This is a genomic window from Chitinimonas arctica (assembly GCF_007431345.1).
Classification (GTDB): domain Bacteria; phylum Pseudomonadota; class Gammaproteobacteria; order Burkholderiales; family Chitinimonadaceae; genus Chitinimonas; species Chitinimonas arctica.
Window position 1 is genome coordinate 3,919,776 of sequence record NZ_CP041730.1, and the last position, 25,845, is coordinate 3,945,620.

The 25,845-nt window shown below is 61.2% G+C and carries 18 protein-coding genes; 7 read left to right on the forward strand and 11 right to left on the reverse strand.

Features of this window, described 5'->3' with window-relative positions; all coding sequences use genetic code 11:
• Positions 1 to 116 precede the first annotated feature (116 nt).
• The 7 genes from FNU76_RS17880 (at position 117) to FNU76_RS17910 (ending at position 11,856) form a co-directional block, all read left to right on the forward strand.
• Positions 117 to 8,759 carry an HNH/endonuclease VII fold putative polymorphic toxin gene (locus tag FNU76_RS17880; RefSeq protein WP_144279451.1) on the forward strand — a complete coding sequence of 2,881 codons (8,643 nt, stop codon included), beginning with the start codon at positions 117 to 119 and terminating at the stop codon, positions 8,757 to 8,759.
• A 76-nt stretch (positions 8,760 to 8,835) separates the two neighbouring features.
• Positions 8,836 to 9,213, forward strand: a complete 378-nt coding sequence (locus FNU76_RS17885; protein ID WP_144279452.1) for an Imm50 family immunity protein — start codon at positions 8,836 to 8,838, stop codon at positions 9,211 to 9,213.
• A 304-nt stretch (positions 9,214 to 9,517) separates the two neighbouring features.
• Complete coding sequence (locus FNU76_RS17890) at positions 9,518 to 10,150, forward strand: SMI1/KNR4 family protein (protein WP_223879079.1); 633 nt, start codon at positions 9,518 to 9,520, stop codon at positions 10,148 to 10,150.
• 47 nt (positions 10,151 to 10,197) lie between these two features.
• A complete protein-coding gene (locus FNU76_RS17895; protein ID WP_144279453.1) occupies positions 10,198 to 10,593 on the forward strand; it encodes an SMI1/KNR4 family protein in 396 nt (131 codons plus the stop codon).
• Positions 10,594 to 10,785: 192 nt separating this feature from the next.
• Entirely contained in the window at positions 10,786 to 10,959 is a 174-nt protein-coding gene (locus tag FNU76_RS24155) for a hypothetical protein (protein ID WP_179958167.1), read from the forward strand.
• Positions 10,959 to 11,300, forward strand: a complete 342-nt coding sequence (locus FNU76_RS17905) for a DUF6572 domain-containing protein (RefSeq protein WP_179958168.1) — start codon at positions 10,959 to 10,961, stop codon at positions 11,298 to 11,300. The genes FNU76_RS24155 and FNU76_RS17905 overlap by 1 nt, the downstream gene beginning before the upstream one ends.
• A gap of 88 nt (positions 11,301 to 11,388) precedes the next feature.
• Entirely contained in the window at positions 11,389 to 11,856 is a 468-nt protein-coding gene (locus FNU76_RS17910; protein ID WP_144279455.1) for a hypothetical protein, read from the forward strand.
• A gap of 75 nt (positions 11,857 to 11,931) precedes the next feature.
• Here FNU76_RS17910 and FNU76_RS17915 read toward each other — a convergent pair whose 3' ends face one another.
• From FNU76_RS17915 to flhB, 11 genes are all read right to left on the reverse strand, one after another.
• Positions 11,932 to 12,708 carry a LytR/AlgR family response regulator transcription factor gene (locus FNU76_RS17915; RefSeq protein WP_144279456.1) on the reverse strand — a complete coding sequence of 259 codons (777 nt, stop codon included), beginning with the start codon at positions 12,706 to 12,708 and terminating at the stop codon, positions 11,932 to 11,934.
• An 87-nt stretch (positions 12,709 to 12,795) separates the two neighbouring features.
• Positions 12,796 to 13,713, reverse strand: coding sequence for a sensor histidine kinase (locus FNU76_RS17920; RefSeq protein ID WP_144279457.1), 918 nt, complete (start codon positions 13,711 to 13,713; stop codon positions 12,796 to 12,798).
• Between the two features lie 141 nt (positions 13,714 to 13,854).
• Positions 13,855 to 16,329: a DNA translocase FtsK gene (locus FNU76_RS17925; RefSeq protein WP_144279458.1), complete on the reverse strand. Its 2,475-nt coding sequence runs from the start codon at positions 16,327 to 16,329 to the stop codon at positions 13,855 to 13,857.
• A 180-nt stretch (positions 16,330 to 16,509) separates the two neighbouring features.
• Positions 16,510 to 17,442: an isoaspartyl peptidase/L-asparaginase family protein gene (locus tag FNU76_RS17930; protein ID WP_144279459.1), complete on the reverse strand. Its 933-nt coding sequence runs from the start codon at positions 17,440 to 17,442 to the stop codon at positions 16,510 to 16,512.
• Positions 17,439 to 18,182: a lysophospholipid acyltransferase family protein gene (locus tag FNU76_RS17935; protein ID WP_179958169.1), complete on the reverse strand. Its 744-nt coding sequence runs from the start codon at positions 18,180 to 18,182 to the stop codon at positions 17,439 to 17,441. Before FNU76_RS17935 ends, FNU76_RS17930 begins: the two co-directional genes overlap by 4 nt.
• Before the next feature lie 13 nt (positions 18,183 to 18,195).
• Positions 18,196 to 18,936: a flagellar motor protein gene (locus FNU76_RS17940; RefSeq protein ID WP_144279461.1), complete on the reverse strand. Its 741-nt coding sequence runs from the start codon at positions 18,934 to 18,936 to the stop codon at positions 18,196 to 18,198.
• A gap of 76 nt (positions 18,937 to 19,012) precedes the next feature.
• Positions 19,013 to 19,759 (reverse strand): RNA polymerase sigma factor FliA, encoded by a 747-nt coding sequence (locus FNU76_RS17945; protein ID WP_144279462.1) that lies wholly within the window; start codon positions 19,757 to 19,759, stop codon positions 19,013 to 19,015.
• A gap of 83 nt (positions 19,760 to 19,842) precedes the next feature.
• On the reverse strand, positions 19,843 to 20,733 hold the full coding sequence (locus tag FNU76_RS17950; protein ID WP_179958170.1) for a MinD/ParA family ATP-binding protein: 891 nt from the start codon (positions 20,731 to 20,733) through the stop codon (positions 19,843 to 19,845).
• A gap of 10 nt (positions 20,734 to 20,743) precedes the next feature.
• Positions 20,744 to 22,333, reverse strand: a complete 1,590-nt coding sequence (flhF, locus tag FNU76_RS17955) for a flagellar biosynthesis GTPase FlhF (RefSeq protein WP_144279464.1) — start codon at positions 22,331 to 22,333, stop codon at positions 20,744 to 20,746.
• A 106-nt stretch (positions 22,334 to 22,439) separates the two neighbouring features.
• Positions 22,440 to 24,524, reverse strand: coding sequence for a flagellar biosynthesis protein FlhA (flhA, locus tag FNU76_RS17960; protein WP_144279465.1), 2,085 nt, complete (start codon positions 24,522 to 24,524; stop codon positions 22,440 to 22,442).
• Positions 24,525 to 24,685: 161 nt separating this feature from the next.
• Positions 24,686 to 25,819, reverse strand: coding sequence for a flagellar biosynthesis protein FlhB (gene flhB, locus FNU76_RS17965; protein WP_144279466.1), 1,134 nt, complete (start codon positions 25,817 to 25,819; stop codon positions 24,686 to 24,688).
• Positions 25,820 to 25,845 lie beyond the last annotated feature (26 nt).

Consider the following 25,845-nt stretch of genomic DNA (forward strand, 5'->3'; position numbering starts at 1 on the left):
ATCCACTTGCCCACCCCAATCCCGCTCGTATATATTCCGCGCCCCGGCGCTTGGCCGGGCGTGCAGCCATACGTGCCGCACGCGCTATTAATCCTTGATTTATCGAAAAGAAATCAATGCGCAAAGCAGGCGTGGCACATCGTTTGGCGGTACTGGGCAACACACGTGGTACGGATTGGCTGGCACGTTTAGGTGCCTTGCTGGTGGGTGTCACGGTCCTGGCCGCCCCGCCGACCATCAATGTGCAGCGCACCCCCGCGACGATGATCGTCGGGCAGGCGTACACCTCCAGCTGGTCCACCACCCATGCCACCGCGGTGTCCTTGACCTGTACCGCCAGCGGTACCGGCTTCGCCATCAGCAACCTGGCCTTGGCCACCAGCGGCAGCGCACCGGGTACGGCCAGCGCCGCCTGGGTGGGCTACCCCTCGCGTTGCACCTGGACTGCCACCGGTCCTGAGGGCAGCACCTCCACGGTGGAGAACCTCACCACCATCAATCCGCCCCCGGCCCCCACGATCACCCCGCAACGCCAGCCCGCGACCATGGTGGCGGGGCAGCCGTATACCGCCAGCTGGTCCACCACCAATGCGACCGCCGTATCACTGAGCTGTACCGCCAGCGGCAGCGGCTACACCGTCAGCAATCTGGCCTTGGCCACCAGTGGCAATGCCCCCGGCACCGCCAGCGCCGCCTGGGTCGGCTATCCGTCAAGCTGCACCTGGACCGCTACCGGTCCGGGCGGTTCCAGCAGCAGAGTGGAAACGCTGACCACGGTCAATCCACCGGCACCCACTATCACGGTACAGCGCAATCCGATCACCATGACGGCGGGGCAGGCGTATACCTCCACTTGGTCTACCACTTACGCGACCGCCGTATCTCTGAGCTGTACCGCCAGCGGTACCGGCTATTCCGTCAGTAATATGGCGATGGCCACCAGCGGTTCTACGCCCGGCACCGCCAGCGCCGCCTGGGTCAATTACCCCTCGCGCTGCACCTGGACCGCTACGGGCCTCGGCGGTGCGACCAGCAGTGTCGAAATCCTCAACACGGTGGCCGGCGTCAATCCGGCCCTGCCCACCTCCACGCTTAGCGCCAGTCCCAGCAATGTACGCATCACCGCCGGCCAAACCGCCGCCATCACCTTGACCGGCAGCGGCAGCGACGTCGGTGGCCAAGTGGCCAAGCTGGAACTGCTGCTCGATAGCGGCAGCGGCTATAGCGCCACCCCCCTCAAGACCGTGCCGGGTACGACGCCCACCGCCAGCTTGAGCCATGTCCACAATCTGCCGGCCGGTTTCTACCGCTTCAAGCTGCGCGCCACCGACAACCAGGGCGCCAGCACCGACTCCACGCCGTTCCCGGTCAATATCACCACCAGCCCGCTATTGGGCAGCCTGAGCGGCATTCGCAGCAGTGCCGACGGCAAGGCGCAACTGGTGGGCTGGACCTGCCAGGCCGGTACGGCGCAAGCCATGAGCTACCAGGTCTTCCTGAACGCCCCCACCCAAGCCCTGGGCGGTGTGCCGATCGGCACCGCCAATCTGGCCAACCTCAGCGACGAGCTGGACAACGCCGCCGTGCAAGCCGCCTGCGGCACCCCCGGCGTCGGCCACAGCCTGCGCTTTGATCTCAGCCCCTATACCAGCAGCTACGCCGGCAGCCCGATCTTCGTGCAGGCCACCGCCCCCAGCGGCAGCCTGGTACTGCCTTGCGAGGACCGCAACTGCACCATGCCGGGCAGCCTGCGCATTGCCCTGACCACGCCAGTTGATCTGGCGGTGTACAAGGGCGTGTCCGATATCTTTATGCGGATCAAGCTGAGCAATGGCACGGGTAGTTGCGACGACGTGTCCTTCCTGTTCGATGGGGCATGGCTGGGTAAGGCGCAAGGCGTCACGGCCGATAGTGAAGCGGGTACCTGCTATGTGACCAAGCGCGGGGTCGCCCCACGTGCGGCACCGTATCTGATCGCTGCGCGTATCCAGCAGGGCAATACCACGCTGTATGCGGCCCATCGCAACGTGCAGGTCATCTCCGGCACGACCATCAGCCTCAGTAGTCCCGAAGCCGGCAAGACCCTGACGGCCCCGGCCAGTATCACCTTGAATGCCACGGCCACCATTGGCAGCGGCAGCATTACCCGTGTCGAGTTCTACAATGGCGCGACCAAATTAGGGGAGGACAGCAGCGCCCCTTACAGCTACAGCTGGATGGCGGTGCCGGTGGGCAACTATGCCAATCTGACGGCCAGGCTGGTGGATAGCCTGGGTGGCGTGACCACCAGTGCGCCGGTTGCGGTGAACGTCACGGCCAGCCAAGGTGGCGGTGGCGATACCCCGGTCAAGATCAGCTTCGCTTCCAGTTATGTAGATGGTCTGATCAGTGGCGGGGTGGATGCCGGCAGCCTGCCGGGCGAACTCGGTGTCGGCGGTGGCGCGGCCAACTATAGCCTGCCGATCGTCGTCCCTCCGGGCACGGCCGGTATCGCTCCCAGTTTGAGCCTTAACTACAACAGCAACGGCAGCACGGGTATTGCCGGGCTGGGTTGGAGCCTGAGCGGCCGGTCCAGCGTGCAACGCTGCAGTCGCAGCATTGCCCAGGATGGCGAGCACGATACCGTCCGCTTCGACACGCGCGACCGCCTGTGCCTGGATGGCCAACGGCTGGTCCTGGTCAACCTGGCGATGAGCGATGCCAACTACTGGGCGGAGAACGCCCAATACCGCACCGAAATCGATAGCTTCAGCCGCTTCAGCCGCTTCAGCGCCAATGGCAAGCTGGGCTTCAAGGTCGAGACCAAGGCTGGCCAGATCCAGTACTTCGGCGTCAATGGTCTCGACGGCCTGGCCAATAGTTTTGTGCAAGCCCAAGGCAAGACCGAGGCCATCAGCTGGGCCTTGGACCGGGTGGAAGACCGCGCGGGCAACCGCATGACCCTGGGCTATCTGCACGACCTCAGCACGGGAGAAAACCTGCCCGCCTGGTATCGCTACGGCGGCCATGCCACCACCAACGCCGACGTGATCGTCCGGCTCGGCTACGAAACCCGCCCGGACAACACTGACAACACCACCGGCTGGGGCGCCGGCGGCAAGGCGTATCTGCTGAAGCGGCTCAAGACCATCACCACGGCGGTCAATACGGCGGCCAATGGCGATGGCGGCGACATCGCCAGTGTCTATACCCTCGATTACGTACAAAGCCCGCGCAGTGCGCGCAGTCTGTTGCGCAGCGTGCAGCGCTGCGACGGCGACCGTAACCGCAACAGCGCCGTCCGCTGTCTGCCAGCCACCACCTTCCAATGGGGCGAACCGGCAGCCGGTACGGCCAAGCGTTTCGTCAGCCTGGGCAACTGGGACGGTCCGATTCTGGAAGACTGGCATTCCGGCATGAGTTGGCGGCAAGAGGGTAACTTCCGAGTGGCCGAGGAAGGCAATGATCCACGCGATATGGTGGTGATGGGCGACTTCAACGGCGACGGCTACACCGATATGCTGGACAAGCGCCGCGTCGGTGACCGGATGCACAGGCTGTTCCTGGGCAATGGCCGTGGTTTCGACAGCCAGAACGTGTTCACCAGCCAGCCTGCCGCCTTTACCGTACTGGAAACGGGCGACTTCGACGGCGACGGCCAGCTGGACTTGCTAGCCGCCGAGGGCATGGTCGATGGCATTGGTGTGGTGCGTAGCCGATTCGTCAGCAAACGCCAGATTTGCTATGCGCGCTTTCGCGAAGGCCAGGGCTTTACCTGTAACGCGTGGGCCGAGGCAGATGCCATCGCGGGTGGCAACACGGGCGGCCTCCATACCACCTACGACTTCAATGGCGATGGCCGCATCGATGTGTTGGTGCCCGGTAGTAATTTCTCTGCGGAGGAGGGTACCTCCTATAACGACCAACTCTGTCTGTCCACGGGTACGGGTTTCCAATGCCGGTTACAGGGCAACGGCGTGTTCAATGTGGGCCGCGTGGGTGTACTGGTCGAGCGCAAATACAGCGGTGACAGCGCCGATATCAATGGCGACGGTCGCGCCGACAGCTTGCGGCTCACCCGTGCCAGCTACGATAGAGAAAGCCGCAATTGGGTCAATACCCATACAGGCGTCTGGGCGAATCTTCGCACCGAACGCGGCGCAGCCGATTACCAGTTGATCGACTATTTGACGCTCAGCGTGGAGAAGAACCCACCGGCCAATACCATCCACTATCGCCTGGCTGAAGAAGCCCATTGGCAAAGCAGCTTGGTGGCGGACTTCAACCACGACGGCTACACCGATCTGCTGTTCGGTTTGTCCGGCGGCGACAAGGACTGGAAGACCGGCGGGCGGCTGTGCTATGCGACCGGCGCGCCATCCCCTACAGGCGGGGTCGCCGGCATGGACTGCCGCAGCCTGCTCGATACGGGCTACCGCACCGGCAGCGGTGGAGACCAGATCGACTTCCGGATCCGCGCCGTCGGCGATATCGACGGCGATGGCGAAGCCGACATCCTGGCCGGCGAACCCTATCTGGGCGTGCAGCGCGTTTGCCGGATCACCGGCAGCGGTGGCTACCAATGCGAAAACTGGACGCTACCGCAACTGGGTTACCCCACCCAGCCGCAAGGGCGGCCTAACTATCCTGGCAGTACTTGGCTGGAAACCTCGCGCATTCTTACCGGCGACTTCAACGGCGATGGCCGCATGGACCTGGTCAATTACACGCTGGGCGGCAAATGGGAAGTATTGAGCGCCGAGTCAACGGCCCAGCCTGGCGAAGCACTGGATAAGTTGCTTGCCGTCACCGATGGCACGCTTCGCCGTAGCCAAGTCGAATACGGCTCGCTGCGCGACAGCAATCTCTACCTGACCAGCGCCGCCGCGCTCGACCCCGCCGCTGCCGATACGGTGCGTTATCCGCTGCGCCGCATCGCCCCTGGTCCCAGCAAGGTCGTCAGCAAGCTGCGCATCGACAATGGTGTGGCCGATCCAATCGTTACCAGCTATCGCTACGCCGCCGGCGCGGTCGAGCTAACCGGCCGTGCCAATCCCGGCTTCCGCGTGGTCGAGACCACTGCCCAGGCCAGCGGCATCCGCAGCCTGATCACCACCCGCCAGGACCCGGCGCAGTGGCAAAGCCGGGGCATGCTGGAACGTAAGCGTACCCTTGCCGCCAGCGGCGCAGTCCTCAGCGAGACCACCGCCGATGCGCAAGTCCGCACCCTCGCGCAGCCCAACGGTAGCCCGACCTGGTTCGTCTATAGCGGCAGCGAGATCGGCGACAAGTACGACCTGGACCGCAGCCCACTGGGCCATACCGTCACCGCCAACAGCTACGACGACTGGGGCAACCTCAAGCAAAGCGACAGCCTGATCAGCGGCAACGGCAAGACCTTCCGCAACCTGACGGTCAACACCTACCAGGCCGCCAATGCCGGCGACGCACCTTGGCTGCAAGGCCTGCTTAGCCGCACCGTCAATGCCAAGACCGACGGCTATGGCCAGACCATCAGCCGTACCGTCGCCTATGGCTACGATGCCAAGGGCCTGCCGGCCAGCGAGACCCTTGAGCCCAACGACGCCAGCCTCAAGCTCAAGCTGCTGACCACTTTCGACCGTAGCGGTAATCCCTTTGGCCTAGTCAACAAAAAGACCCAGACCTGGCGCGACCCGGTCAGCAACAACGACCGCAGCCGTACCGTCGAAGATGTTCAATACGACGCCAAAGGCCGCTTCGTCAAAACCCGCCAGAACGCCGCCGGCCATAGCGAAAGCCTGGTCTACGACTTCCGCACCGGCGCGCAAACCAGTTTGACTGGCCCGAACGGTTTCAAAACCACCTGGACCGTCGATGGCTTCGGCCGCAAGTTGGCCGAACAGCGCGCGGATGGCACCGAGACGCGTAGCTATCTGAAGCAATGCAACGGCAGTTGCCCCGTTGCCGGCGCAATGCAAGTGGCCATCACCGACAGCTACAAGGGCGCCGACCGCATCGCCGTACCATCCCTGGTCTACAGCGACAACGCCGGCCATGCCTTGCGCAGCCAGAGCTGGGGTTTCGCTGGGCAGGTCATCAACACCGACCACAGCTACGACCGCCGTGGCCGGCTGGAGATCAGCTACCAGCCAGCGTTTGCCGGCAGCACGCCACTACAGGCCAGCCGCTACGGCTACGACGATTTGGATCGGGTGATCCTGGTCGCTACCTTGAACGAGGGCGGCGGAGTGGGCAAGGAAGCGGAGCAGGTCACCACGACCATCTATCAAGGCCTGCAAACCGTCCTGACCAACCCGAAGCCGCAAAGCAAGACCGATATCCGCAATGTGCTGGGCCAGCTGGAAGTCAGCAAGGATGCCAAGGGCGGCATCACCGAGTACGGCCATGACGCCTTCGGTAACCTGACCCAGATCATCGATCCGGGCAAGAATATCGTCCGTATCACTTACGACCTGCTGGGCCGCAAGACCGACCTGAACGATCTGGACCTGGGCGCCATCCACTACGACGTGGATCCACTGGGCCGCGTCTGGAAACAGACCGACGCCAAACAGCAGGTCACTCGCTCGACTTACGACGATCTCGACCGGCTGACCAGCCGTAGCGAACCGAACCTGGAAAGCCGCTGGGTCTACGACACGGCGGCCCGTGGTATCGGCCAGCTGACGGAGGCCTACACGCTGCGCAGCGGCACCAAGGACTACCAACGTACCCACAGCTACGACAGCCTGGGCCGTCCGGACACCACCACGCTGACCCTGGACACGGTCTACAGCAGCAAAGCCGAGTATGACGCCTGGGGCCGATCCCTGCGCCAGACCCACCAGCGCGGCACCGACGCCAGCAAGGCCAAGCGCTTCGAGCAGCGCTACAACCAGTACGGCTACCTCAGCCGGATCGAACGGCAAGGGGTAGCACTATGGCAAGCCACCGAACAGGATGCCGCCAACCGGGTACGCAAAGCCACGCTCGGTAATGGCTTGCAGATCCAACAGACCTACAACATCTATACCGGCCGACTGAGCGATGGGGAACTGACGAGTCCGCAGACCGGCTTGCAATGGCGTGAGAACTATCTCTACGACAAGTTGGGCAACATCGAGCAGCGCAGTCAGTTTTGGGCGGACAGCAGCTTGACGGAGACGTTTGCCTACGACGATCTGAATCGCCTCAGCAAGGCGACCGCCACCAACCAGCCTACCCAGGAATTCACGTACGACGCCATCGGCAATATGCTGAGCAAGACCGGTGCGGGTACCTATACCTACCCGCCGCAAGGCCAGGCCGTGCGCGCCGCCAATAGCGGTGGCCCGCACGCGGTCAGCAGCATCAGCAGCCTGGGGGCCTTCCGCTACGACGCCAATGGCAACCTGATCGAAGGCGCCGGCCGCAAGCTCAGTTGGACCAGCTTCGATATGCCGCACTGCATTACCACGGGCAGCCTGAACGCCGATGGTCGCTGCGGTAGCGGCACGTCCAGCGAATTTGCCTACGGCACCGAGCATCAGCGCGCCAAGCAGATCAAGAGCGACGGCACCACGATCTATTACGCCGGCGCGATTGAAGCGGAAACCACCGGCAGCACGGTCAAGTCCATCAAGACCTACTGGCCGAACGGCTTGGGCGTGGAAATCGACAAGGGTAGCAGCACCGACCAGCACTGGACCCATGAGGACCGGCTCGGCAGCGTGGTGGCCATCAGCGACCAGACCGGCGCGCTGAAGGAAAGGCTGAGCTACGACGTTTGGGGCAAACGCCGCAACTTGAACGGCAGCGCCAACAACGTGGACGGGGCGATCGACAACAAGGGCTTTACCGGTCACGAGATGTTGGATGGGCTGGACCTGGTGCATATGAACGGCCGCGTCTACGATCCGCTGGTGGCGCGCTTTATGAGCGCCGACCCCATCATCCAGGATCCGGAGCATAGCCAGAGCTATAACCGCTACAGCTACGTGTGGAATAATCCGACCAATCTGACGGATCCGACCGGGTTCACGGCTGGGCAAGGCGGGCAGGCCAATATCAACGAGAATGTCATAGGGAAGCTGGATCAGGCTTTCCAAACGGGTAGTCGCGTCCGAATGGAGGGTGAGTCGCCGGGCAGTACGATGCTATCGATGACCTCGTACGGCGGCAACGACGAACGCGGCAATGCCGGTGGCGAGAGGAAAGCTTCGGCAATTGGCGGTACGACCGTAAGCGGTGGCACGGGGGGGAGTGCAGGCGCTAGCAATGGTCCTACGCAGATTGGACCGAATGGCGGTGTTTGTGATGCGGGGTGCTCTGAAGTCCCCCAGATTGGTGAACAGCATGCAGGCTTTGATCGTGGAAGCGGTAAAGGTGGGCGGGTTGTTGAGAATATGGTTGGCTCTACAACGGGGAAGAAGCCAACAGGGGAAGAGCTAGGGAAGGCTGCTCGGGTAAGGTTGTCGCCAGATGAACCCTACATTCCTATGCGTGGTGAGGCGTTTAGAGAGGCGAAAAGAGATTCTCGGATTCCAGTGTCGCAAGCACCTGATGAAGTAAGGTCAGTTAGGATGACTGATAGAAGTGGGCGTCCTATTCTGGATGAGAATGGACAGCCAACGTGGTCGCGGGAATATACATTTACCAACTCTCGCGGCCAAAAAATTGTGATTCAAGACCATGGTACTGGTCATAAGTTTGGACAGGGAGGGGTTGGGGATCAAGGGCCGCATTTCAATGTGAGGCCAATTGATAATACACGCACAGGTAAAGTTTCTGGTACGCAGGAGCATTATTTGTACGAGTAAGCTCCCAATTCCGTGGGGCGCTCAGAAGCGATAAGTTGCTTTTATGCCTATTGTGGGCAGTAAATAGGAGTTTTCAATGTCACTAGATTTTATTGATCGAGCAGATTTTCTGAAGGGGGTGTACGGTGCAATCCCCTCTTTCTCCGAAATTGTCCTGCATGATATTGTTCTGTCGGACAATGGGCCTTCTGTCGCACTTAGGTTTGATTTGGCAAATTTTCCATCTAACCCACCAAAAAAATGGGAAGAGTTCAATACGGTGCAAGTTACATTGGATCTGACTGGGCTGAGGTCGATCAGTATTAGTAAGTTTGGGTTGAATAATCGATGTTCTTTGAAGTTGGTCAAGGATGAGGATGGGGTATCTTTGCAGTCTTTCGGGGAGGTGGAGTTATCTGCCATTGGGGATTTCATTGCAGTGGCGAAAATTAGCGCATATTTGAATGATGTTTAGGCTATTTCTGCTTCTATCGAAATGGAGTTTCGCACCAGCCCAATCATGGCTGAGCGACTAAGTCATAGGTGGCGATGCTTAGCATATAGCGCCGAACGCGGCATTGGTAGTGCTGAGAAGAAGGTTTCGGCAAACAGCGGTACATCGTTAGTTGCAAATGGTGTAATGAGTGGGAATGTTGGCGTTAGCCGCGGCTCGGTGCTGATTGGGAAGATTGGCGAGCTTTGGGTGCGACTTGCTAGTTGCGGGCAATACTGAGTTGGTACAGTAGCCGGGCTTTATATAGCAGCAACGGAATGAAAGAATGAAAACATCGCTGGGAAAATTGATCAGCATTAGCAGTGCCGCGCTTTCTTTATCTAAGCCTGATGAGGATGTCTTTCCGACGGAGAGTGCTGCGGCTCAGGATTTGTGCGGATTGTTAGAAAGAAAAAATGGCTTCTATGCATTTGAGTCAGCGCTTCACATATTTCCGGATCGATCTGTTGGTGCGGAGATGGGATTGTTGGAGTGGAATGCACCCGACCTTTGGGTAAATTCTTATCACGGCATGGCTGATGCATGCTACTTCTTCGCAGAGGACATTTTTGGCGGGCAATTCTGTTTGAAGCATGACGGAATTTATTCATTTGATCCAGAAACAGCTGCTTGTGTATTTCTTTCACCAGACCTCGAAGGTTGGGCTGAGATCATATTGAATGACTATGAGGTCTTGACTGGCTACCCCATAGCGCAGGCGTGGCAACGCCGCGAAGGCCGCTTGGCGACAGGAACTCGCCTTGTCCCGAAAATTCCTTTCGTCACGGGCGGGGAGTTTGAAATTGAGAATATGTACCCGCTTGAAGCGGTGAAATCTATGCATTTCCGAGCTAATTTGGCTACGCAAATAAAAGATTTGCCCGATGGTGCGCAGATCAAATGGAATATAATTGATTGATTTCAATCATTGCAGCAATCTCCAGTAAGAGGAACAAGGAGAGGGTAATGGATTGGAATGCATTCGCTGATTTTGACAATCAGCTGGGATCGACGAAAAGTGCGATAAATGATGCGGAGGCCAAGCTGGCTTGGCTGCTCCCTGCTGACTACAAACAGTTCCTGGAATGGAAAAATGGGGGGGAAGGGTTCATTGGCGACAACTACTTGATACTTTGGTCGGCTGAGGAATTGGGTCAGTTTAATTTGGAATACCAAGTAGAAAAGTACGCCCCTGGGCTCGTCTTGATCGGATCGAATGGTGGAGGGGAAGGGTTTGCTTTCGATACACGCCAATCACCCGCGCCAATCATTCAAGTCCCTTTTATAGGTATGGACTTGGAAGATACCCGAGTGTTGGCTTCATGCTTTGATGAATTCATTGATTTTCTGGCGGTGCAATAAAATGTCTTCGCACAAATCTTGGCGACTTGCTGACTCATCTATGAAAGGGATGGAGATATTTGAGATCACCCCAATAATTCTTGGTGGGGATCCGGCTGATTCAAGCAATAAGGTGTTGCTTACAAGGAGGCAGCATATTGAAGCGGTTCGCTATTGGAACGAAATAATTGAGGGGATAAAGAAAGTGGACGAATGAATTTTTTAATCTTTGAATTAATTATTCCAGTATTAAAAAATCAAAAATCTGCTTTTCCCGAGATCCTGGTCAGTGGAGCTGCTGCTGTAGGAAATGGTAAGTCGGGATTCCCTGGTGGGACTCAAATTCCCCCAGCTGCCTTCAATATAGTATGGCCTTGGGAGGAATAATGTCTGTTGAACAAGATAATGTAATTGATGCTATTAGCCTCAGTAATAGTAGTAATGTTGTGCTTACTATTTCAGATCACTTGGAATGGTCACAGGAGAACGAAGAGATTCACTTGGAGCTGCTGCAAAATAAATTGAACACGTACCTTGTTTTCTTTGAAAGTGGAGAATTGTACGAATCCTACCCGGCGGCCGAGGGAAAGAAAGTCACAATTTCTATTGTTGCTAAATTTGATTTAAATGAAAAAGCAAAAGGTTTTTACGCTCAGGTGGAAGCCATTCTTGCTGGGGCAGGGCTCGGATTGGAATTCCAAGTACTTAAAGCGCCCCCGAACCGGTGAGCAAGTTTCTGTATGTGCGCATTGCAAAGCACGTACGGACGAGAGCCATTTCCGCCAGGTATGCGATTCAAAACCGATGAGGGGAAAAATGACTATAAGTACATATCCTGACGGGCTTGATTGTGTTTGGCTTGCATCTGATCGCAATGGACATCTCGGGGCTTTTGTAACAGGAGGCATCGGTCCAATCCCAGTGTCGGTATTAGGTACCACCTTGCTGGCTATTGAGGAAATTGAAGGTGTTGTATGTGAACTACCTCCAATATCGGAAGTTCGTCTTCTTGTGCAAATGAAGCGGCCGTTCGATTTCATTGCAATGGCTCAGCGGGGATTCTTTGTGTATGACTGGCGTGACGTACATCGCACGGTCCATGAACTTACGCATTCCTATGAGGCGATAGCATTTCCATCGAATCCAATTACGATGGAAATGCTGCCTGAACCTCTGAGAGCGGTTGCGGGAGAGACGCTTTTGCCGATGCTAGCTTTCGTTGATGAGACAGCTTTGGACATTATGGATAAGTTGGACTGCCTTAGCGGTGGACAGATGCAGTAAGCGGTTCCACGGGTGGGCAACAGACGTCTGTAACCTCGGCAAGTAAACCAAGAACGCCTGGGGTCGCCTTCACGCCTACATATGCTTGAACAAATGCGTAAAGCTCCGGCTCACTTCCAGCTTTTCCTCGTTGCCCTTCATCTGCACAATCTGTTGCCCCCGGAAGTCCCTGCTGACCTGGTCAATCGCATCCACCCGGACCAAAATGGCCCGATGTATCTGCCAAAACTCGTCCGGGTCGAGTTCATCGACCAATTCCTTGATCGGTTTGCGTATCAGCGCTTCGAATTGTTCGGTCTGCACCCGGGTGTATTTGTCTTCGGCCCGGAAGAACAGGATCTCGCGGCTGCTGATCATGCGCAGGCTGTTGCCCACGCTGGCCTGCACCCAGCGCAGATATTCGCGCGGCTTGCTCTCGCCGCTGCCCAGCCGGCGTGCCAGCTGTTCCAGCAAGGCTTCCATGCCGTCCGGCTCCCCACCCTTGCCCAATCGCTCGCGTAGCCGCTCGCAGGTGGTGGCCAGCCGCTCCGGGTCGGCCGGTTTGAGAAGGTAGTCCACCGCGCCCTGTTCGAATGCGGTGACGGCATATTGGTCGTAGGCGGTCACGAACACGATATGGCATTGGCCGGCCAGGGCGCGGGCGGCCTGGATGCCGTCCATTTCAGGCATGCGGATATCGAGGAAGGCGATATCGGGCTGTTGCGCGCGGGCCATGGCCACGGCTTCCAGGCCGTTGGCGGCTTCGCCGATGATCTGCAATTCCGGCCAGGCATCCTTGAGGCGGCCAATGATCTGTTCGCGCATCAGGCGCTCGTCATCGGCGATCAGGGCGGTGGGCGCAGCTTGTCTCATATTATTTCCGGCGAAGAAGGGCTTGTAGTCGGCATTTAACGGGCTTTTTTGCACGGTCCGCAAGCACTGCCGCCCGCCCTGTGGCAATTACGTCCTATTCGCCTCCGCCGCGACCGGCGCCACCTCGTACGGTACCCGGATGGTGGCGCGGGTGCCGCCTTCCAGCGGGACCAGGATGACCAGTTCGGCCTTGCCGCCGTACAACACCTTCAGGCGTTCGCGGATATTGGCCAAGCCCACCCCGCCGGCCGATTTGGGGGCGAAGCCCATCCCGCTGTCGCTGACGCTGACTTCCAGCAAGCCATCGCGGATTTCCGCGGCGATAATCAATTTACCGCCCTCGGCCTTGGGTTCCAGGCCGTGCTTGATGGCGTTCTCCACCAGGGTCTGCAACATCATCGAAGGGAAGATGGCGGATTTCAGTCCTTCCGGCACATTGACCGCCGGTTGCAGGCGTTCTTCCATGCGGACTTCCATGATCTCCAGAAAGGCGCTGGACAAGGCAACCTGCTGGCCCAGGCTGGGGCGGCTGCCGTCGCGCATCTGCGGCATGGCCGAACGCAGGTAGCGGATCAGCGATTGCTGCATCTTGGAAGCCCTGGGCGGATCGGTCTGGATCAACTGATCGATGGACGACAGGGTGTTGAACAGGAAGTGCGGTTCGATCTGGGCCTGCAACGCTTCCATGCGGGCTTCCAACAGGCTGCGTTCCAGTTGTTCGGTATCGGCCCGGGCGGTGGCCCAGGAGGCGGTCAACTCGGCGCGGCGTTTGCCGCCGGCGAGGATCTTGATGATGATCACCGTGATGATCAGCGGGATCAAAGGCGCCGGATCCCGGAAAATGAAACTTGCAGCGACAAACACCAAAAACAGCACCAGCGCCAATTGCTTGCGCGAGACGACGGCCAGCCAATCGAAGAACTGCCACCACAGCCGAACCAATACCCGGCCTATTTCACGCAGCGAGGCCTGCAGGTCGGGTTTGGTTTCGTCGAGTTTGTCCATGCGGTAAATCTCCGTGGCGATCTATTGGGGCGGTTCTTACCCGCCATGTCCGCACGATAAGCAATCGGGCGCGACCGGTCGAGACGGAAGGGATACAAGGCAGTAGCGGGAGGATGCGGTGCGGATTTGGCGGATGGACGGCTACTCTTCGCGCGCGGGAACCAGCACGGTGCGGTTGCCGTTGGTTTCCATCGGACTGACCAGGCCAGCCTGTTCCATCTGTTCGATCAGGCGGGCCGCCCGGTTATAGCCGATACGCAACTGCCGTTGAACCGACGAGATGGAGGCCTTGCGGCTCTTGATGACGAAGCTGACTGCTTGATCGTACAAATCGTCGCCCTCGCCATCGCCGCCGCTGGATAGGCCGAACTCGCCGCCGCCGGCCGCGCCGCCTTCCATGCCCTCGACCGCACCGGTGAGTATCCCCTCGATATAGTCCGGTTCGCCTTGCGATTTGAGAAACTCGACCACCGCGTGCACTTCCTCATCGGCCACGAAAGCGCCGTGGATGCGCTGCGGGTAGCCGGACCCCGGCGGCAGGAACAGGCCGTCACCCTGGCCCAGCAGGGCTTCCGCGCCCATCTGGTCGAGGATGGTGCGCGAGTCGATCTTGCTGGATACCTGGAAAGCGCAGCGGGTAGGGATATTGGCCTTGATCAAGCCGGTGATCACATCCACCGACGGGCGCTGGGTGGCCAGGATCAGGTGGATGCCGGCGGCACGGGCTTTTTGCGCCAAGCGCGCGATCAGTTGCTCGATCTGCTTGCCGGCCACCATCATCAGGTCGGCCAGTTCGTCGATCAGCACCACGATCAGCGGCAGGGTGGCCAGGGGTTCGGGATTGTCTGGCATCAGGCTGAAGGGGTTGTTCAGTTTTTCGCCGCGCTTCTCGGCATCCCGCAGTTTCTGATTGAAACCGGCCAGATTACGCACGCCCATGGCACTCATCAGGCGATAGCGCTTTTCCATTTCGGCCACGCACCAATTGAGCGCGTTGGCGGCGTGCTTCATATCGGTCACCACCGGCGCCAGCAGGTGGGGAATGCCCTCGTAGACGCTCAGTTCCAGCATCTTCGGGTCCACCATGATCAGCCGGACCTCTTCCGGGGTCGCCTTGTACAGGAAGGACAGGATGATGGCGTTCATCGCCACCGACTTACCCGAGCCGGTGGTGCCGGCCACCAGCATATGCGGGGCCTTGGCCAGGTCGATCACCACCGGCTTGCCGGAAATATCCTTGCCCATCGCCATGGTCAGCATCGAGCCGGCGTCGTGATAGGACTGCGAGCCGATGATCTCGGACAGGCGCACGATCTGGCGCTTCGGATTGGGCAGCTCCAGACCCATATAGGTCTTGCCGGGAATGGTCTCGACCACCCGGATGCTGACCAGCGACAAGGCGCGGGCCAGGTCTTTCATCAGATTGACGATCTGCGAACCCTTCACCCCCACCGCCGGTTCCACTTCGTAGCGGGTGATGACGGGGCCGGGATACGCCGCCACGACCTTCACTTCCACGCCGAATTCGGCCAGCTTGCGTTCGATCAGGCGCGAGGTGTATTCGATGGTTTCGTGGCTGACCATCTCCTGCGTGGGCGCGGGTGGCGACAGCAGCGAGATGCTGGGCAATTCGGCGCTATTGCTGCTGAGCAGGGCGGGCGTCTTCTTGCTGACGGTCTTCTGCTTGGGCGCTGCCTCGGCGCTGTCTTCCCAGGGCGGTAGGTCTTCCTTGGCGAACAGCGAGGGCTGGGCGGCTTCCTGGCGCGCCTTTTCCTGGATCTTCTGTTCCTGTTCGATTTCCTTGAGCATGGCCTTGGAGGGCTTGATTTCGATCACCGGCTCTTCGATACGCAAGGCCGGCGCCACTTCGAAGCGCTGTTTTTCGACCGTGACGCGCGCCTCGCGGGCTACCGCCGCTTCTTCGCCGATACGCCTGTCCTGCCTGGCCTGCCAGAGGTTGAAGAGCCGCAGGCAGCGGGTTTCCAGCCAGGCGCCCACCCGCTCGGTCAGGTCCAGCCAGGAAAGCCCGGCGAACAAGGATAAGCCGATACCAAAGGCGCTCAGCAGGATCAAGGTGGCTCCGCTGAAGCCCAGCGCATGGTAGAGCCAGCCACCCAGCGCCAGTCCCAGCATGCCGCCGGGCTTGTAGGGCAGGGTGAACTGCCAGCTGTTCAGGCGTAGCGCCTCCAGGCTGCAGCTGGCCAGGATCAGCAGCAGGTAGCCGCTGATGGCGACGGTGGCCAGGCGGTGGTTGTGCTGTACTTTTTCCAGGCGGCGATAGCCCCACAGGATGGCGGCCAGGCAGAACACCACCCACCACCAGGCGGAAATGCCGAACAGGTAAAGCAGCACGTCGGCCAGCCAGGCGCCGAAGGCGCCGCCCTTATTGCGTATCAGCACTTCGGTGGCGGCATGCGACCAGCCCGGATCGTCCGGGTTATAGCTGGCCAGGATGATCACCAGGTAGACGCCGGCCACCACGGCCGCCAGCCACCAGCTCTCGCGCAGCACGGCGGCGAACTGCGGGGGCAGCGGTGTACTGTTGCGCTTGTTGGGGGCGTTTTTGGGACGACGGGAAAACAACATGTACACGGCCTGCATGGGGTCGGTTGGCATTCATTCCACGCCTGCCGGCAAATGATTGATCCGGCTGGGCACGAAGCGAAACCCGCGTGCGGCGGGCCACGTGGAGCCAGAGGCGTGGCTTGTCAACCGGCAACCCGGCTCCATCGTGGAGCCGATTATAGCGTGACGAACAGTGACCAATAGTGGTAATGGTGACGTGGGGTTTACCCGTTAGCGGTAAATAGCCACCGTTCGGATACCACTGGCGTCCACGGCGGCGCGGTACATGCCTTCGCAATTGAAGGGCATGGCGATATGGCCTTCCCAGTCCACCGCGATCAGTCCGCCGGTGCCGCCCAGTTCCACCAGGTTGCCGAACACCACTTCGTCGCAGGCGTCCGCCAATGGCTGGCCCATATAGCGGACCCGGCTGGCCACCTCATGGGCGGCAACGCAGCGGACGAAGGTTTCGCCGTGGCCGGTGCCCGAGACCGCCAGCAGTTCGTCCGCCCAGGTGCCGGCGCCGATGATGGGGGTATCGCCTATCCGGCCGGCCATCTTGGCGGTGCGTCCGCCGGTCGAGGTGGCGGCCGCCAGTTTACCGCTGCGGTCCAGCGCGACTGCGCCCACCGTGCCGTGCCTGGTCTGCTCCGAGGCGTCCTCGGCTGCGCCGCCCGTGGCCAGGCGGGCCAATTCGGTTTGCAGGGCGTCCCAGCGCGATTGCGTAAAAAAATAGCTGGCATCGGCTAAAGGCAGCCCGATCTGCTCGGCATAGGCATCGGCGGCGGCAAAACCCAGGGTGATATGCGGTGTGCGTTCCATCACGGCGCGGGCCAGCCGAACCGGATTGCGCACCCGTTGCACGCCGCTGACCGAACCGGCATTGCGCTGCCTGCCATCCATGATGGCCGCTTCCAGTTCGATAAAGCCCTGATCATTGAAAACCGCGCCGTGGCCGGCGTTGAACAAGGGGTCATCCTCCAAGACCATCACCGCTACCTCGACCGCATCGAGGGCGCTGCCGCCGCTGCTCAGCACGGTCAGTCCGGCGTCCAGCGCGGCGTTAAGGCCGGCAAGCAGGGCAGCCTCCTGTGCGGGGGCGAGGGATTGCCGGCGGATGGTGCCGGCGCCGCCATGTATGGCGATGGCAAACGGATTAGTCATTCCAGAAAACGCTTTTGCCAGCCTAGATAGAGGCGATGGACATATTCCTTCATCGCTTCGGGTGAATCGAAATTGGCGGGAACGATGGGTTCGAATACATGGTAGTCGGCGCGGGGATTGCGTGCCATGGCGATTTGCCACAGCTTCTGCAATAGGTGCTGGTCGGCCCACTCGAAGCTTTCCTGGGCCTGGTAATGGAGAAACACCGGCAGGATGGGCAGGCCGCTTTCGAAGCTGGCGATAAAGGCGCCGTTGAAAAACCGGCCACCCAGCCGCCTGCCCTTGCAGCCGCCCTCGGGATAGAGGGCCAGACAACTGCCGCCGCGCGCCGCGGCGATCAATGCCTGGGTGGCGGCCTTGCGTGAATCGGCTGAGTCGCGGCGGACGAACAAGGTATCGGCCGCCACGGCTACCCGGCCCACCAGCCACCAATCCGCCACCTCGGCCTTGGCCAGCGAGCGGACCGGAAAAAGGGCGGGGATGCCGATATCCTCGAAGGCGGAAGGATGGTTGGCCACCAGGATATAGCGCGACGGCAAGCTGCCTAGATAATGCTGGTGCAGGCGCAGTTCCACCCCCAGCGCCCGCACGAAGGCTCGGCACCAGGCATGGAACAGCGGCGGGTAAAGCCTGGCTACCATGCGGCGCGGCGGCAATGCCAATAGCAGCAGTACGGGTGTGAACAGCAGGAAATCCAGGATGGCCAGCAGGCGCCAGGCGAAGCGGAGCAGGGCGATCATGGCCGGGTCCGGATCAGGCGAAGAAGCCGCGTAGTTTGCTTTCGATGATGCGCGGATTTTCGCCATGCGCGATCGCGACCAGGCCTTCGGTCAGCAGCTCGCGCCGCTTGACCTCGCTGGCGATCACTTGCTTGAGCTTGTTGCCGATCGGCAGGAAGAATAGATTGGCCGAGCCCACCCCGTAGATGGTGGCGACGAAGGCCACGGCGATGCCGGAGCCCAGCTTGGATGGATCGGTCAGGTTTTCCATCACATGGATCAGGCCCATGACCGCGCCGAGGATCCCTATGGTCGGCGCGTAGCCGCCGGCGGCATCCCAGATCTTGGCGGCTGCCCGGTGCTTCTCTTCGTAGGCGCTGATCTCCAGCTCCATGGTGTGGCGTATCGCCTCGGGTTCGGCGCCGTCCACCAACATCTGCAAGGCGCGCTTCACGAACGGATCCTTCTCGTTCATCAGCGGCGTTTCCAGCGCCAGCAAACCGCCCCGGCGCGCGGTATTGCTCCAGGCCACCAGGAATTTCACGCAGGGTTCCAGCTCGATGGACGGCGGCAACACGACCCAGCGCAACATCTTGATGCCACCGATAAAGCTGGCGGCGTTGCTTTGCAACATCACCGCACCGATGGTGCCGCCGAGGACGATCAGAAAAGCGGTCAATTGCAACAGCGAGGCGATGCGGCCGCCTTCGAGTACCTGGCCGCCGACTATCGCGATAAGGCCGAGTGAAATTCCGATCAGGCTCAATCTGTCCATGACTATGGGCGATCTCTCTTATTGGCGGGTTCGTTGCGTTTATAGCAGATTTGCCGTGGCGCGGCTCCGCAGGGGCTTACTTCCTGGTCCAATCGCTCAGCTTGGCGCGCAGTCGCGCAACGGCCTGGCTATGCAATTGCGAAACCCGCGACTCGGTGACATTCAGCACGGCGCCGATTTCCTTCAGGTTCAGTTCCTGTTCGTAATATAGCGACATCACCAGCTTCTCCCGTTCCGGTAGCAGCGCGATGCCCTCCACCAGCACGCGGCGAAAGTCGGCATCGTCGATCTTGTCCAGCGGGTTGCTGCCGTGGTCGGCCGCCATGCTGTCCAGCGCATTGCGGCCCTCGTCCTCGCCATCGAAATCGTCGTAGTAGATCAGCTGGTGGCCCCGGCAATCGCCCAGCATCTCCTGGTATTCGGGCAGCGACAGGTTCATGGCTTCGGCCACTTCGGTTTCGCTTGGGGCGCGGCCCAGCTTGTGCTGCAGCTTGACCAGGGCGGCCTCGATATCGCGCATGGAGCGGCGTAGCTGGCGGGGCAGCCAGTCGGCCTCGCGCAGTTCGTCCAGCATCGCGCCGCGTATCCGCTGGGTGGCGAAGGTCTCGAATTGCGCGCCGGCCAGCGGGTCGAAATTGCGGGCAGCCTCCATCAGGCCGATCAGGCCGGCCTGGATCAGATCGTCCACTTCCACGCTGGCGGGCAGCCTGGCCACCATATGGTAGGCAAGCTTCTTGACCAGGGGGGCGAACTGCTTGACACGCTCGTCCACCGGGTCGGAAGCGTGTTTGGCGTAGGCACCGATGGCACGGGAGGAAGTCATGCGCGATAGAAGGGCAAAGGCATGACTACTTTATGCGCCAAGGCGGCGGGGTTTGCCAACGATGGTGAGCAAATAGGCGCGGTTCAGGAGCGCGCGCCCAGCCGGCGGCAGACGTCCAGGGCCCGATACAGCAGGTTTTCCCTATCGGTGCTATGAGGCTGGCGGGGCCAGCGCCGCATGGCGCTGGCGAGTTGCGCGAAGGCGACGCTGGCCTCGCTATGGGGGAAGGCATGGGCCACCGGCTGGCCCAGCTTGTCGGCGCGCGCCAATTGCTCGTCTTCCGGCACAAAACCCACCAGCTTCATCTTGACGTCCAGATAGCGGCCGGCCACTTCCTTGACCCGCTTGAACAGGGCCATGGCGGTATCCAGGGTGCGTACCCGGTTGGCCAGCAGCCGAAAGTCGCGGCGGCCATATTCGGTATGCAGGCGCTTGATGGTGGCGTAGGCGGCGGTAATGGATTCGCCGGACGGGGTGATGACCACGATGACCTCATCGGCCGACAAGGCCAGCCCCGGTGCACTGTCGTCGGACACCGGCCGTGCATCGACCAGTACCCAGTCGATACGCGCGATCAGCGAGTCGTATTCGTCGGCTAATTGGCCGGCTCGGCCGGGCGGCAGATGGCTGGCCAGGGCGCTGGGCAGCTTGATCGGCATCAGGTCGAAGCCGGGCGCGGCCAGCAAGAGTTCGTCCAGCCGGATTTCGCGTCCGGCGACGTGCTCGAAGGCGAAGCGCTGGCGTAGTTGCAGGCGGTTCACCGCGCTATGGCGGCTGTCGTCCTCGTCCAGCAGCAGCACCCGTTGGTCGGCGGCGGCGATGGCCGCGGCCAGGTTGAGCGTCAGCGTGGTCACGCCGGTGCCGCTGCCGCCGCTCAGGGCGATGGCCCGCCCGCCCGGGCCGCCTACCAGGCGCCTTAGGCTGGCCGCCTGGTCGTTGTGGACCGTGGGGACAAGATTGTTCAATCTATCCATGGCCATCGCGTCAAGGGGCGGTCTCGCGCCAGGTGAAGTCCAGCGAGGGCTGCTGGGCGCCAAGGAAGAGCGGGTATTCCTCGTTTTTCAGCCGGTAGGCCGGCGCTTCCGGCGGAGTCTTGAACACCCGGTCCACCAGGTACAGCCCGCTGGCTACATGCAGGTCCTCGGGGACGCGCTGGCCATTGGTGATGTAGTACAAAGGCAGCTTGTAGCGCACGATCACATCCAGGCCGCTGCCCAATGAAAAGGCCTCGTCGGTCTTGGTGAAGATGCAGCCGGCCAGGCCGTCGCCATGGTAGCGCCGTACCACGTCGTCCAGGGTGGTGCCTTGTGCATTGGCGCTGAGCAGCAGCAGGCGCTTGACCGGCGTGCTTTGGCCGGCGAGCAGGGCGATCTGTTCGACCACCCGCTGGTCGCGCTGCCCCATGCCGACGGTGTCGATCAAGACCAGATGGCGATTACGCAGGTCGGCCAGGGTCTGGGCCAGGTCGGTTTCGTCGGTGACGGCATAGACGGGGATGCCCAGGATCTTGCCGTAGATGCGCAACTGGTCCTGCGCGCCGATACGGTAGCCATCGGTGCTGATCAGCGCCACCTTGGCCGCGCCGTGCTTGAGCGTGGCGCGGGCGGCCAGCTTGGCGACCGTGGTGGTCTTGCCCACTCCGGTGGGGCCGACCAGGGCATAGACGCCGCCCGCCTCGACGATATCGGCGCCGGCGCCCACCGTGGGCAGGTTGTGCTGAAGGGCGGTACGGGCCCATTTCATGCCGCGCTCGGTGCTGTAGCCGTTGGGCATGCGTTCGACGATCTGGCGGCTCAAGGCGGGGCTGAAACCCACGCTCAGCAGCCGCCGCAATACTTCCAGGCGCTCCGGCGCATGGCGCTTCAGTTCATGCCAGGCCAGGCCGGCCAGCTGGCCTTCCAGCAGGCCGCGCAGCAGCTTGATCTCGCTGGAGATATCCTCGACATCGTGGCTGATGCTGGCGATCTGCTTGCCTTGCTCGCCGAGTTCGGGAGCGGGCGCGATGACGGGTGGAGGCGGCTCGCTGGGTGTCATGGCTACCGGCTCGGGGGCGGGCGGCGGCAGTTCGCTGGTATCCAGGGTCGGTTCGACGCGCGGACCGGCCGGGCTTGCCTGGGTCAGGTCCAGTTCCGGCGGCTCGTAGCGGTAGCGTGGGGTGAAATGGTTGACCGGCAGGGCCTGGTCGTCGGCCAGCACTTCCGGACCGAGCTGCGGCACGGCCAGCATGGTGGGCAGCGGGACGGCGGCCGCTCGCGGCCGTGGCGCCTGGCGGATGTCGGACAGGGTGGGTTCGTCGTCCTCGTCCAGCTCGGGCGGTAGGGCATAGGTGCGTTGGACCAGCCGGTTGGCCACCGCCGGCGTGCGTGGGATGCTCACCGGCGGACGTGGTTTGCCCTTGCTCGCCAGGCTATCGCTGGTCAGGTTGGCAACCTCCGTATCGGCCACCGCCATGATCTCGATATGACCGTCAGGCAGCTGGCGATTGGACAGGATAAGCGCATCCGGCCCCAGCTCGTCCCTTACCTGCTTCAGCACGTCCCGCGTGCTGGCCCCATGAAATTTTCTGACAACCATGATCCTGTCCCCGCGGCGCTAAGCGTACCGTCTATATAGGTCCTGCCACCCCTGTCCGCGTAGCGCGGGCCGGGGCCATTTCATCCTGCCGTTCTTTTGCCACCCCTCATGCGGGGGCGGTTGCCCGTCCTCCCAGCACGCCGACTATTCGTATGGTTTTGTTGTCCGGGATCTCGCTATGCGCCAGCACCCGGAACTGCGGCACCGACCGGCGCAGGAAGCGGCTGAGCAGCGGACGCAATTGCGCCGGTGTGATCAGCACGCTGTTCAAGCCCTGGTTCTCCATCTGCTCCGTCAATTGGCCGGCCTGCTGCAAGAGGGTTTCCGCCAGGCCGGGTTCCAATCCGCCGCCCTTGCCCTGGCTGGCCTGCAACAGGACCTGCTCCAGGCCCGGGTCGAGGGCGATAACCTGCAACTCGTTCTCGCCGGGGAACAGCTGGTGGACGATGGCACGCCCCAGCGCGACCCGCACCGCCGAAGTCAGCTCGTCCACGTCCATGGTCTTGGTGATATGTTCGGACAGCGTTTCCAGGATGGTGCGCATATCGCGGATATGCATGCTCTCGTCCAGCAGGTTCTGCAAGACCTTTTGCAGAATGTTGATCGGTACCAGCTTGGGTACGATGTCCTCGACGAGCTTGGGCGATTCCTTGGCCAGGTGGTCGAGCAACTGCTGTACTTCCTCGCGACCCAGCAGCTCGGAGGCATGGCTCTGCAGGAGGTTGGAGATATGGGTGGCCACCACCGTGCTGGCGTCCACCACGGTGTAACCCAGCGACTGGGCCTGCTCCTTCAGCGGCGCATCGATCCAGATCGCCGGCAGGCCGAAGGTGGGGTCGGTGGTGGGGGTGCCGGGCAGGGCGCCCATCACGCGGCCCGGATTGATGGCCAGGAACTGGCCGAGAAAGGCTTCGCCGTCGCCCACGTCCACGCCCTTGAGCTGGATGCGATAGGCGTTGGGCTTCAATTCCAGATTGTCGCGGATATGAATGGGTGGAACCAGGAAGCCCAGATCCTGCGCGATCTTTTTGCGGATGCCGCGAATACGGCGCAGTAGTTCGCCGTCCTGGTTGCGGTCCACCAGCGGGATGATGCGATAACCCACCTCCAGGCCCACCGGATCGACCGCCGCCACATCGTGCCAACCCACTTCCTGGGCCTGCGCTTCCTGCGCTTGCTGAGCCTGTTGGGCGGCCGCTTCCTGCTGTCTGGGCACCACCTGTTCCTCGTCGGCGGCGCGCAGCTCCAGCCAGCGCGCCAGTCCGGCCAGCGCGGCGCCCATCAGCAGGAAAGCGATATGGGGCATGTTCGGGATCAGGCCGAAGATGCCGATCACGGCGGCGGTCACATACAGGGTGGTGGGTTTGGAGAACAGCTGGCCCAGCAATTGATCCGACAGATTGGTGTCGTCGCCGACGCGCGACACCACCAGGCCGGCGGCAGTGGAAATGATCAGGGCCGGGATCTGCGCCACCAGGCCATCGCCGATGGACAGCAGGGTATAAGTCTTGCCGGCCAGTGCGAACGGCATATCGTGCGAGATCATGCCGACGATCATGCCGGCCACCAGATTGATCACGATGATCAACAAACCGGCCACCGCGTCGCCGCGCACGAATTTGGAAGCACCATCCATGGAGCCGAAGAAGTCGGCTTCCTGCGCGATCATGCGGCGCCGCTTGCGGGCATCGTCTTCGCCGATCAGGCCGGCGTTGAGGTCGGCGTCGATGGCCATCTGCTTGCCCGGCATGGCATCGAGGGTGAAGCGGGCGCTCACTTCGGCGATCCGCCCGGCGCCCTTGGTGATCACGACGAAGTTGATGATGGTCAGGATCACGAACACCACGATACCGATGGCGACGTTGCCGCCGATCAGGAAGTGGCCGAACGCTTCGATCACCTTGCCGGCCGCCGCTTCGCCCTGGTGGCCATTGGTCAGGATCACGCGGGTGGAGGCGACGTTCAGCGCCAGGCGCAGCAGGGTGGTCATCAGCAGCACCACCGGAAAGGCCGAGAAATCCAGCGGTTCCTTGGTGTTGATGGCGACCATCAGCACGATGATGGAGACCGCGATATTGAAGGTGAAGAACAGATCGAGCGCGAACGCCGGCAGGGGCAGGATAAACAGGCTCAACACCATCAGGACGAGGATGGGGCCGGCCAGCGACGAAAGATTGAGACGAGCAAACATAGGATGCCGCTGCTGCTGTTTGAATCCTGATAAATCGGTTGTAAAAACCGCGCTTCACCTTTGAATTACTTTATTTTTTTGCTTTTGTCACCTTGCGCGTGTTCTAGCGCCTCGCTTGTGGAGAAAAGCACAGCATTACAAGCCGAAATCGCGGCAATCGGCTATCCACCAGGGTCCAGCTCGGCCGGGACCGGCAAGTCGGCCGCCAGGCTGGGGGCGTGGCCGCCGTGGCGCTGGAAATGGTTCAGCTGCATGATGTAAGCCAGCACTTCGGCGACGGCATTGTAGAGCGGCGTAGGGATATCCTCGCCCAGGTCGGCATGGTGGTAGAGCGCGCGGGCCAGCGGCGGAGTACGCAGGATGGGAACCTTGTGCTCGCGTCCCAGCTCGATGATGCGCTCGGCCAGCAGGAAGGAGCCTTTGGCGATGACGCGCGGGGCTTTCATCTGCTTTTCGTCGTAAAGCAGGGCGACCGCATAGTGGGTCGGGTTGGTGATCACGACGTTCGCCTTGGGAATATCGGCCATCATGCGCTGTCTGGCCGCCTGCATCTGCAACTGGCGGATCTTGGCCTTGACCTGGGGATCGCCGTCCGATTCCTTCGACTCCTGCTTGACCTCTTCCTTGCTCATGCGCAGATTGCGCTTGTAGTCCCATAGTTGAAACGGCACATCGATCAGTACGATCACGATCATTGAGCCGACCACCATCAGCAAGGTGAACTTGACCAGCTGGAACAGGTAGCCAAGGCTTTCGAACGGCGACATGGCAATCAACTGCAGGACTTCGTTCTTCTCCGACCAGATGGTGCTGACCGCCACGCCGCCGATCAGCGAGGCCTTGAGGATGGCCTTGAACATATCGACCAGGCTACGGACCGAGAAGATGCGGCCGATGCCGGCGATGGGATCGAGCTTGCCGAATTTCGGTGCGACGGCATCCAGGGTGAACAGCCAACCCGACAGCACGATGGAGGCCAGGATAGCGGCCAGCGCGGTGGAGGCGAGAAAGGGCAGGATGGCAAGCAGGGCGTCGAAGCAGGCCTGCGAGAAGTGCCGCAGCAAGGCTTCGCCGTCGCCGAGCACGGCCCGGTCGAAATGCAGGTTAAGCACCATGATGCGCTTGAGCGCATCCAGCATGCCGCCGCCCATGCTGATCAAGGCCACCACGCCCGTCATCAGCACCGAAAAAGTCACCAATTCGGTTGAGCGGGCAACCTGCCCCTTGGCGCGGGCTTCCTCCAGTCGTCTGGGACTGGGGTCTTCCGTACGTTCCAGGTCACTGTCTTCGGCCATATCCGCATCGCCAGCAGTGGCTATTC